Source organism: Nocardiopsis sp. MG754419, from assembly GCF_018207095.1.
Taxonomy (GTDB): domain Bacteria; phylum Actinomycetota; class Actinomycetes; order Streptosporangiales; family Streptosporangiaceae; genus Nocardiopsis.
In genome coordinates this window covers 1-10,236 of the sequence record NZ_QOCZ01000239.1, presented here as the reverse complement: position 1 = coordinate 10,236, position 10,236 = coordinate 1, and the positions used below count along the sequence as shown (strand labels likewise).

General features: G+C 71.7%; 9 protein-coding genes and 1 pseudogene. 3 read left to right on the top strand and 7 right to left on the bottom strand.

Going from position 1 to position 10,236, the window contains the following annotated elements; genetic code table 11:
* Window positions 1–63: 63 nt before the first annotated feature.
* Complete coding sequence (locus DSY14_RS26780; protein ID WP_211719390.1) at window positions 64–885, bottom strand: SDR family oxidoreductase; 822 nt, start codon at window positions 883–885, stop codon at window positions 64–66.
* A gap of 73 nt (window positions 886–958) precedes the next feature.
* Between DSY14_RS26780 and DSY14_RS26775 the strand changes: the two genes are divergently transcribed.
* A complete protein-coding gene (locus DSY14_RS26775; RefSeq protein WP_211719389.1) occupies window positions 959–1,567 on the top strand; it encodes a TetR/AcrR family transcriptional regulator in 609 nt (202 codons plus the stop codon).
* Between the two features lie 294 nt (window positions 1,568–1,861).
* On the opposite strand, the gene DSY14_RS26770 is transcribed toward DSY14_RS26775, so the two are convergent.
* The 4 genes from DSY14_RS26770 to DSY14_RS26755 form a co-directional block, all read right to left on the bottom strand.
* Complete coding sequence (locus DSY14_RS26770; RefSeq protein ID WP_249188528.1) at window positions 1,862–2,233, bottom strand: hypothetical protein; 372 nt, start codon at window positions 2,231–2,233, stop codon at window positions 1,862–1,864.
* 249 nt (window positions 2,234–2,482) lie between these two features.
* The gene (locus tag DSY14_RS26765) at window positions 2,483–2,641 is read right to left on the bottom strand and encodes a hypothetical protein (RefSeq protein WP_249188527.1); all 159 of its coding nucleotides are present in this window, start codon (window positions 2,639–2,641) and stop codon (window positions 2,483–2,485) included.
* A gap of 170 nt (window positions 2,642–2,811) precedes the next feature.
* On the bottom strand, window positions 2,812–3,831 hold the full coding sequence (locus DSY14_RS26760) for a LacI family DNA-binding transcriptional regulator (RefSeq protein WP_211719388.1): 1,020 nt from the start codon (window positions 3,829–3,831) through the stop codon (window positions 2,812–2,814).
* 65 nt (window positions 3,832–3,896) lie between these two features.
* On the bottom strand, window positions 3,897–4,685 hold the full coding sequence (locus DSY14_RS26755; RefSeq protein WP_211719387.1) for a helix-turn-helix domain-containing protein: 789 nt from the start codon (window positions 4,683–4,685) through the stop codon (window positions 3,897–3,899).
* A 190-nt stretch (window positions 4,686–4,875) separates the two neighbouring features.
* On the opposite strand from DSY14_RS26755, the pseudogene DSY14_RS26750 reads away from it, so the two are divergent.
* Window positions 4,876–5,659 (top strand): annotated as a pseudogene (locus DSY14_RS26750) (TIGR03620 family F420-dependent LLM class oxidoreductase).
* 75 nt (window positions 5,660–5,734) lie between these two features.
* Here DSY14_RS26750 and DSY14_RS26745 read toward each other — a convergent pair.
* Both DSY14_RS26745 and DSY14_RS26740 read right to left on the bottom strand, forming a co-directional pair.
* Window positions 5,735–7,549 (bottom strand): long-chain fatty acid--CoA ligase, encoded by a 1,815-nt coding sequence (locus DSY14_RS26745; RefSeq protein ID WP_211719386.1) that lies wholly within the window; start codon window positions 7,547–7,549, stop codon window positions 5,735–5,737.
* Window positions 7,550–7,814: 265 nt separating this feature from the next.
* On the bottom strand, window positions 7,815–8,957 hold the full coding sequence (locus tag DSY14_RS26740) for an acyl-CoA dehydrogenase family protein (protein WP_211719385.1): 1,143 nt from the start codon (window positions 8,955–8,957) through the stop codon (window positions 7,815–7,817).
* Between the two features lie 231 nt (window positions 8,958–9,188).
* Here DSY14_RS26740 and DSY14_RS26735 point away from each other — a divergent pair.
* The coding region (locus DSY14_RS26735; RefSeq protein WP_211719384.1) for an acyl-CoA dehydrogenase family protein at window positions 9,189–10,236 on the top strand (1,048 nt) is incomplete at its 3' end.

Sequence of the window (10,236 nt, the reverse complement as noted above, 5' to 3'; positions counted from 1 at the left end):
CCACCCGACGACACCGGCGACGAAGGCGACAGCGCCACCGGGTGACCACGGCCCCGCCGGGGTTCACGCCACGATGGGACGCCGTTTGCGCATGAGGGCGGCCGAACCCGCCCCACGGGCCGCGACCAGCACGGTGGTTCTACGGCTGAAGAGGCGGCCGAGCGTCGCGGCGAGGGTGGTGCTCACCCGGGCGGCCGCGCTCGGCACCGACCTGCGCCGGTCGAGCGCGCGCACCAACGCCCGCGCGACCTCGTCGGGGGTCTGGAATCCGTTCCCGTAGCCCTCCTCGCCGATGCCGTCGAAGAACTCCGAACGGGTCAGGCCGGGTGAGAACGCCAGGGTGCGCAGGCCGCTCCCGCGCGTCTCCCACCACAGCGCCTCGGTGAAGTTCAGCACGAACGTCTTGCTCGCGGCGTAGGTCGCCATGCCCGGGATCGGCTGGTAGGACGCCGCGCTCGCGACGTTGACGAGGTAGCCGCCCCCGGTCCTGGTCAGGCGTTCCACGAACGCCCGGGTGACGTCCACGAGGGCGGTGACGTTGAGCGCGAGCAGGGACGCGAGTTCGTCGGGGTCCTGGTCGGCGAAGGCGCCGTCGAGCCCGACCCCCGCGTTGTTGACCAGGCTGGTGACGCGGATGCCACGACGGTCGACCTCGGCTGCCAGGTTCCGCCCCGCCTCCGGACGGCCCAGGTCGGCGGACACGGTCTCGACCCGGACGCCGTGGTCCCGGCGCAGGTCGTCGGCGAGGGCGTCCAGCCGTTCGGTGCGGCGGGCCACCAGGACCAGGGCGGTACCGCGTTCGGCGAGCCGCCGGGCCAGAGCGGCGCCGATACCGGAACTGGCGCCGGTGATGAGCGTGGTCTGGGTGGAGTGATCGATGGTCATGGCAGCACCTTATGCCAAACATGACACTTGATGCCACATTCGACGCAGAGTGACTTTCCGATAGGGTGAACGCGTGAGTAGTGGAGAACCCAGACCCGGCCTGCGGGAACGCACACGTCGTGCGGTGCATCGGGAGATCGCCGAAGCGGGGATGGCCCTCTTCCTCGAACACGGCTTCGAGGAGACCACCGTCGACCAGATCGCCGAGGCCGCCGGGATCTCTCGACGTTCGTTCTTCCGCTACTTCGCGACCAAGGAGGACGTCGTCCTGGGCGACCTCATCGACCGAGGACACCGTGTTCGCGCGGAGCTGGCCGCCCGGCCACGCGAGGAGGAACCCTGGGTCGCGGTGCGCGCCGCGCTCCTGGCGCTGCGCGACCAGGCCTGGGCCGGCGCCGAGGTCGAGTTGCGCATCGCGCGGATGCTCATCCAGGCACCGTCGCTGCGCGCGCGTCACCTGGAGAAACATCTCGCGTGGAAGGAGCTGCTCGTCCCCGAGCTGGCCCGACGGCTGCGCGCCGTGACCGCCCTCGACGAGCAGAGCGCCGATCACCGCGCCGCCGCGATCATCGCCGCGGCGCTGACCTGCCTCGATGTGGCCACCGAGACGTGGGTGCGCCGCGACGGAGGGTCGTCGCTCGACGCCCTCTGGGACGAGGCGGTCGCCGCGGTCAGGTCATGACGTCGGCGGCCTGAGAAACGACCGGCGCGGGGGGCGGCGCACGGCGCGGGCGGCGTCGGAGCGGCACGCTCGGCCACGCCGACCCCGCGGGTACGGTGCGCGTCGACGCCACGATCCCGTCGCACGGGACCTCCGCGCGGACGGAGAGCGGACTCGGCCGCCTGCGCGACCACCCCTGGCGCACGGCGCGATCCGCACGCTCGGGGGCACGAGGCACCGCCATGACCCCGCACGACAGGACGGCGCCCCGGGCCGATCGCTCCGACCCGGGGCGCCGCCGGAGTGTCCTGGCCCCTACGACGCGGCGGCCTGGACGATGGCCTGCGCGTGGGCGCGGAGTTGCTGCCGGGCGAACCACCGGACCATGCGGTTGGCGAGCCGATTGCGCAGGGCGTTGGGCCGGTCCATGAGCAGGCGCACTCGGGCGTGGTCGCCGACGGGCTCGATGACCACCGTCAGGACACGTGGGGCCGTACCCTCCTGTTCGTCCCGGGTCCAGGTCACCGAGCGTCCGGTCTCGCCGGCCGTGATGGTCTCCCGCAGCGTCCCGCCCTCGTCGTCGATCAGCGCGGTGATCGGGGCAGCGTCGCCGCCGGTCGAGGGGCACTCGGCCAGGACCTCGTCCAGGCGTGCGTCGATCGCCTCACGTGCCCGCTCCAGGTCCACTCCGGCTTCCCTGAGGGCTCGGGCCCCGCACCCCCGTTGACGAGCACACCGAGCGGCAGGTGCTCGAACCCCACCTCGGGGTGGCCCGCGCGCACCGCCTCGCGGCTCGCGGCGCTCAGGATCACGACGCGGTCGTAGCCCGCGGAGAGCGCGGAGGGTCGTGTGGACGAACCGGTCATCGTCGGCCCCTTTCGTGCGCCCGCACGTGGCGCAGACGTTTCCCGTACTTCTTCTGAACGGCCTGGCGCGTCACCCCGAGCGCCGCTCCGACGCACCGTCGCGCAGCGCCTGCTCGACCTGTCGTAGCTCCAGGGAGTCCACGAGCATGCGCGACGAGGCGACGGCTCGGAGTCCGTCCATCGGCGAGGAGGTGTCGGAGGCGGTGGCCGCCGCTTGTACCGCGTCCATGGTGTCAACCTGGGTTGCGCGCCCATCGACCGTCGACCTGGGTTGCGCCCCACGGGCGTCCGAGAGGGCCCACATGGACACGGACACGGGAACCGCGCCCCGGGCACGGTGGCATGGAGGCGCGCGGTGTCACGGGGGCCGGGTGCGCGTCACGCTCCGAGCGGGCCGGGTCAGGACCTGCCGGTGGTGCTCTCCCGGGGGATCAGGGCGAAGCCCGGCTGGACCCGGCGGGGTTCGATCTCCTGCCCGCCGGTGAGGGCGAGCCTTTCGAGCAGGGCGTCGGTCGCGGCGCGCGCTATGGCCCTCTTGTGGGGTGCGACCGTGGTGAGCGTGGTGGCGCAGTAACGGCCGTCCTCGATGTCGTCGAACCCGACGACGGCGACGTCCTCGGGGACGCGCAGCCCCCGCGTGGTCAACGTGCGCATGGCGCCGATGGCGATGAGGTCGTTGTAGCAGAACACCGCGTCGGGCCGGACCCCCGAGTCGAGGAGGCGGGCCATGGCCTGGGCACCGTCCTCACGCGTGTACCCGTCCGTGGCCGCCACGTACTCCTCGCCGGTGGGCCTTCCGGCCTCGGCCATCACCTCGCGCCATCCCTGGAGTCGCAGGTGGGCCGTCTGCCGGGCCTGGCCGTGACGTGCGCCCAGGAACGCGATCCGACGACGCCCGAGCTCGATCAGGTGGGCCGCGGCGGTGCGGGCGGCGGCCACGTTGTCGATGGCGATGTGGTCGTAGGGCGCGTCGTACTGGCGTTCACCGAGCAGGACCAGGGGCGCGTCGCTCTCCCGGGCCAGCAGGTCCTCGTTCTCCAGTTCGATGGGGCTGAGGATCAACCCGTCGATGACCCGGGCACGGAACCCCTGGGCGAACAGCACCTCCTGGTCCCGGCGGCCGTTGGTGTGGTCGAGCAGCACGATGTAGTCGAGCGCGCCCGCGTACTCGATGACGGCGTCGGCGAGTTCGGCGAAGTAGGGGTTGCCGAGCTCCGGAAGCGCGAGGGCGATCATGCCGGTCCGCCCCTTGCGCAGGTGGCGGGCGGTGAGGTTGGGTCGGTACCCGAGCTCGTCGATGACCCGCTGGACGCGCTGCCGGGTCTGCGGGGTCACGTGCCGGTACTCGTTGACGACGTTCGACACCGTCTTGACCGACACCCCCGCCCGCAGTGCGACGTCCTTCAGGCTGATACCCACGCGCTCCTCCTCCCCCGGGCGGGACGCCCGGGGTCGATGTGTTTTACATCGTTATACAACACCGGCTAGGCGTCGCCCTCGGGGTCGGGCAGCACCGACAGGTCCTCCCGGGTGACCAGTCCGAAGTGCAGGGCCTTCTCGGTGAGCATGTCGACCCGCCAGTCCTGCCCCTGGCGGGCGTCCTCCGGCTCCACCTGGAACTTGGTCTTGAGCAGGTAGTCGATGTGGGAGTTGACCGCCGCCTTGGACAGCTTCAGCCGTCGGGCGACCTGGTGCTGGGTGGGGGTGTACCTGGTGCCGGGGTCGAGCAGTCGGGGTTCGCAGAAGGCGGCCAGCACCCGGTAGTAGGTGTGCAGACGGTCGATCCGGAAACTTCGGACGTCCGTGCGCTCGGCGTTGCTCTCGCCGAGGTCGGAGTCGCCGAGCGGGTCCCCGGAGGGCACCAGGACACTGCCGCAGGCGGCGGGCGCCATCACCAGGAAACTGTGTTCGCCGTGGGCGCCGGGGACGAGTACCCGGGAGGTCTCGAAGGGCACCAGCATGCCCTGGGTGTAGGGCGGGACCTGGAGGAACCCCGCGAGCCGTTCGGTGTTCTCCACCACGTAGGCCTTGGTGGGGCTGAGGTTGCTGATCCGCCAGTGATCGCCGTGCGAGGTGACCTCGCCGGCCACCCGGGACACGGCCCGGTCGCCCGCCGCCACCAGGATGTCCACGTGGCGGTTGCGGCCACCGCGACCGAAGGTGCGGGACTCCCCCCTCTCCAGGTGGTGGGTGGGCACGGGGGTGTCGCTGTCGTAGTCCTGCTGGACCGTGATGACCTGTTCGGGATCGTCTGATGAGGGGAACACGCTCATGTGCCGTCTCCAGGGGGCGAGGGGAACCGCACGGGGATCGAACGTCGAGGATACTGCGTTCGGGTTCGGTCGCTGCCGTCCCCGCCGGACGCTCCCGGCCCTACCGATCGGCACGACGGGGCGTCGCCGGGCCCCACGGGCACCACCGCCGTAGTTTGGTGGACACACGGATCCGACGACGGGAGGACCCATGGGGCTGGACGCGACACCGGTGAGGTTGGGCCGGCACGGGGTGTGGCTGCGGCACCAGGACATCGACGAGGACGTGGCGGCCGAGGTGGAGCGCCTGGGCTACGGGACCCTCTGGGTGGGCGGTTCGCCCTCCGCCGAGCACCGGGACGGCCCCCGCCGACGAGGTCGCGGACGCCTATCGACGGCTGGAGGAGGCCTACCCGGGCCGGTTCCTGTTGGGGCTCGGCGCGGGCCATCGCCGGGAACGGGGCCCCGGGGCGCGGACCCCGCTCCAGGGCATGCGGGCGTATCTGGACGTGTTGGACCGGGAGGGGGTACCGGTCGACCGGCGCGTGTTGGCGGCCCTCGGACCTCGGATGCTGGAGCTGAGCGCCACCCGGGCGGCGGGTGCCCTCCCCTACCTGGTGAACACCGCCTACACCGGCGACGCGCGCGAGCGACTGAGCGGGGGTCCCCTGCTGGCCGTGGAGCACAAGGTGGTCCTGGGCACGGACCCGGCGGGAACACGGGCTGCCGCGCGTGAGGGGATGTCCTTCTACCTGGGGTTGCCCCACTACGTCGCCAACCTGGAACGGCTCGGCTACGGCGCCCCGGACCTCGCCGACGGGGGGAGCGACGCCCTCGTGGACGCGCTCGTGGCCCAGGGGTCGGCGGAGAGCGCGGCCGCCGCCCTGAACAGGCACCTGTCCGCGGGCGCCGACCACGTGGTGGTCCAACCGCTCCCCGGCGAATGCGACCGGCTCGCGACCCTGGCCCGGCTCGCGCCACCGCTCCTCGGCTGAGCCCGCCCCGCCGCGGGCCCCTCGCACCGCGACCACTCCGGGGCCCGGGGCGGACCACGCCCCGGGCGCGGAGCGTCAGTCCTGGTAGAGCGCGTCGAGATCCCGGGCATGGCGGTCGGCCACGACGCGGCGGCGGAGCTTGAGCGAGGGGGTCAGTTCCCCGGTCTCCGGCCCCCACTCCCCCGACAGCACCCGGTACCGCTTCACCTGTTCGGGGCGGTTGAGGCGGTGGTTGGCGGCCTCCACCGCCCGTTGGATCTCGGCGAGGACCTCGGGGTGTTCCGCCAGGTGCGCGCCCTCGGCGTCGATGCCCTGGGACGCCGCCCACAGCGGGGTGAGTTCGGGGTCGAGCACGATGAGCGCCACCAGGTAGGGCCGGCGGTCACCGTGGGCGAACGCCTGCCCGATCAGCGGGTGTTCCTTGAGCGTGTTCTCCACCAGGGCGGGGGACACGTTCTTCCCGCCGGAGGTGACGATGAGCTCCTTCTTGCGGTCGGTGATCCACAGGAAACCGTCCTCGTCGATCCGGCCCACGTCACCGGTGGCGAACCAGCCGTCGGCGTCCAGGTCGGGGCGGATGGACCCGTCCGCCCCGAGGTAGCCCTGGAAGAGGGAGTCGCCGCGCAGGAAAACCTCGCCGTCCTCGGCCAGGCGCACCTCGATGCCGTCGATGGGACGGCCCACCGAACCGATCCGGAAGTCCCCCGGCCCGGGGCGGTTCATGGTGGCCACCCCCACGGACTCGGTGAGCCCCCACGCGTCCATGATGATCACGCCCAGGGACGCCCAGAAGCGGGCCACGTCCACGGGCATGGGCGCCGAGGCACTGGTGGGCAGGGCCACCCGGTCCAGCCCCAGCCGAGCGAGGAGCGGGTCGAGCGTGGTGGCCCGGGCCCGTCGGTAGCGTTCCTCCAGGTCGGCCGGGATGTCCCCCGCGCGTTCGAGGTGTGCGGCGTACTCGGTGGCGATCTCCCGGGCGGCGTCGACGACCGCGCGCCGCTCCTCGGGCAGGGTGGACAGCATCGCGTGGACGGCGCCGGCGAGCTTCTCCCAGACACGGGGCACCCCGAGGAAGTGCACGGGCCGGGCCTGGGGCAGGACCCCGACCATCGCGGTGGGGTCGGCGCACATCCACACGTGGGAGCCCCGTACCAGGGGCAGGTAGATACCGAGGAGACGTTCGGCGATGTGCGCCAACGGCAGGTAGCAGACGTGGGAGGGGTGCGCGGGGACCTCCAGGGCCCGTTCGAGCGCCCCGGTCTGGGCCAGCACCCGACGATGGGAGATCGCCACACCCTTGGGATCACCGGTGGTGCCGGACGTGTAGACCACCGTGACGAGGTCGTCGGGTGTGAGCGCGCGCCACCGGTCGAAGGCACCGGCGGGCACGGCCTCGGTGAGCGCGGTGTAGGGGGTGTGGCCCCGCTCGGGGTCGGCGCCCTCGACCACGACGAGGTGCGCCAGGGGTGTGTCCGGGTCCTTGAGGAGGGGTTCCCACCGGGCGGCGGTCTCGGCGTTCTCCACGACCGCGACGCGTGCGCGGCTGTGGCGGGCGATGTGGGCGACCTGCTCCGGTGCGGAGGTGGTGTAGACGGTACCGGGAACGGCGCCGGCGTGGACCAGGGCGAGGTCGGAGAGCCAGTGTTCGGGCCGGTTGCCCATCATGATCAGGGCGTGGTCGCCGGGGCGGACCCCGAGGGCGGCGTAGCCCTCGGCGAGGGCGGCGACGGTGTCGTGGGTGCGGGCCCAGGTGAGGGTGGTCCAGTCGGTGGCCCCGGGTTCGCGCCAGGACAGCGCCGGGCGGTCGGGGAACTCGCGCGCGTTGCGCAGGAGGAGATCGGGAAGAGTGCGGTTCGTGGGATCGTCCGCGGTGCCGGGAACGGAGGTCATGTGTACTCCTGGGCGACTTCCTCAAGAACGTGATCTAGGACACAGGAAAGCCTAACCATTTCTTCATCCCGCGAAAAGCACCCGTCATTTCCGTAGTGCCATAAAAGGAGTCATCCTCACCACCAACACCACAAAGGATGAAACGGACAAGAATGGGCGCGCGACGTCTTCCGTCGCACGCGTGCACGGGCGGATCGGGGCGGGGAGCCGGGCGCGCATCCGCGACCGCCCGGAGCCCCGCACACCCGATCCCACGGGCGTCGTCTCACGCCAGCCAGGCGCGGCCCACGATCTCCTTCATGATCTCGGTGGTGCCGCCGTAGATGGTCTGGACGCGCCCGTCCACGAAGGCGCGGGCCACCGGGTACTCGCGCATGTACCCGTAGCCGCCGTGCAGCTGCAGGCACCGGTCGGCCACACGGTTGTGCAGTTCGGTGGCCTGCCACTTGGCCATCGAGGCGTGCGCGGCGTCCAGTTCCCCGCGACCGTGGGCCTTGATGCAGCGGTCGACGAAGCTGCGGACCAGCGTGCACTCGGCGACCATCTCGGCGATCTCGAACCGCACGTGCTGGAGGGAGGCGAGCCTGCGACCGAAGGCCTCCCGTTCGCGCACGTAGTCGGTGGTCAGCTCCACGAGCCGCTCGGCGCCGCGCGCGGAGGCGATCGCGATGGCCAGCCGTTCCTGGGGCAGGTGCGACATGAGGTGCCCGAAGCCCCCGTCGAGGTCACCGAGCAGGTTCTCCCGGGGCACCCGCACTCCGTCGAAGAAGAGTTCCGCCGTGTCCTGCGCGTGCTGGCCGATCTTGTCCAGATTGCGACCGCGCTCGAAACCGGGCATGCCCCGCTCCACCACCAGGAGGCTGAGCCCGTGGGCACCGCCCTCAGACCCGGTGCGGGCCACCACGACGATCAGGTCGGCGAGGACACCGTTGGAGATGAAGGTCTTGGCGCCGTCGAGGAGGAAGTGGTCGCCCCGGTCCTCGGCCCGGGTGCGGATCCCCTGGAGGTCGGAGCCGGCCCCGGGTTCGGTCATGGCGATGGCGGTGACCAGGTCGCCGGAGCAGAAACCCGGCAGCCACCGGGCCTTCTGTTCGTCGGTGGCCAGCGCGGTCAGGTAGGGGCCCACGATGTCGTTGTGCAGCCCCAACGCCAACCCGCTGGAGCCGGTGGCGGCGAGCTCCTCGGCCACGATCGCGCTGAAGCGGAAGTCGGGCTCTCCCCCGCCGCCGAACTCCTCGGGGACCGCCATGCCCAGGAAGCCCTGGCGGCCGGCGGCGCGCCACGCCTCGCGGTCCACGGCCCCGGCCTCCTCCCAGCGCTCGCGGTGGGGCAGCACCTCACGGTCGAGGAAGACCCGCACGGCCTCCCGGAACGTCTCGTGTTCGGGGTCGTAGACATCCCGTTCCATACAAGGCCTCTCGTTCGGGCGAGAACGCTTTCCGTGGTCGAATTCAGGGAATGCGGGAGAATACGCCTCCCTTTTCCCGTGCGGGCACCGGATTTCCCGACCCTACGTCGCCGCGTTCGCTCACGGGAGCGCCGACACCGGGACCGGCCGGAAACCGCACCGCCGCTCATCGGTGATATCTATGGGTAACCGCCGGTAACACCCCAGACCGACCGCCAAGGAGCCCTCTCCATGCCCGACTTCTCCCTCCAACTCCCCGAAGAGATCAGCGACGTGCGGGACTGGACGCACGGGTTCGCCCGGGACGTCATCCGCCCCGCGGGCGCCGAGTGGGACGAGCGCGAGGAGACCCCCTGGCCGATCATCCAGGAGGCCGCCAAGATCGGCCTGTACTCCCTGGACTTCTTCGCCACCCAGGCCTTCGAGGAGAGCGGCCTGGGCATGGTGGTGGCGATCGAGGAGCTGTTCTGGGGCGACTCCGGCATCGGCCTGTCCATCATGGGCACCGGGCTGGCCGCCGCGTCGCTGAGCAAGACCGGCACCCCCGAACAGGTCGGCGAGTGGGCGCCCCAGATGTTCGGCACCGTGGACGAGGTCGCGTTGGCGGCGTTCTGCGCCTCCGAGCCGGACGCGGGTTCCGATGTCTCCGCCATACGGACCCGCGCCGTCTACGACCAGGCCAAGGACGAGTGGGTCCTCAACGGCGTCAAGACCTGGGCCACCAACGGCGGCATCGCCGACGTGCACGTGGTGATCGCCTCGGTCGCACCGGAACTGGGCTCGCGTGGGCAGGCGTCCTTCATCGTGCCGCCGCGCACCCCGGGTCTGTCCCAGGGCCAGAAGTTCGCCAAGCACGGCATCCGCGCCTCGCACACCGCCGAGGTGGTCCTGGACGACGTCCGCGTCCCCGGATCCTGCCTGCTGGGCGGTAAGGAGAAGCTGGACGAGCGTCTGGCCCGTGCCCGGGAGGGCAAGCGCTCCCAGGGTCAGGCCGCCATGAAGACCTTCGAGGCGACCCGACCCACGGTGGGTGCGATGGCGATCGGTTGCGCGCGTGCCGCCTACGAGTACGCGCGTGACTACTCCACCCAGCGTGAGCAGTTCGGTAGGCCCATCGGTGACAACCAGGGGGTGGCCTTCCTGTTGGCCGACATGGCCACCCGGATCGACGCCGCCCGGCTGCTCGTGTGGCGGGCGGCGTGGATGGCGCGCAACGGCAAGGACTTCACCCAGGCGGAGGGCTCCATGAGCAAGCTCTACGCCTCCGAAGCCGCCACGT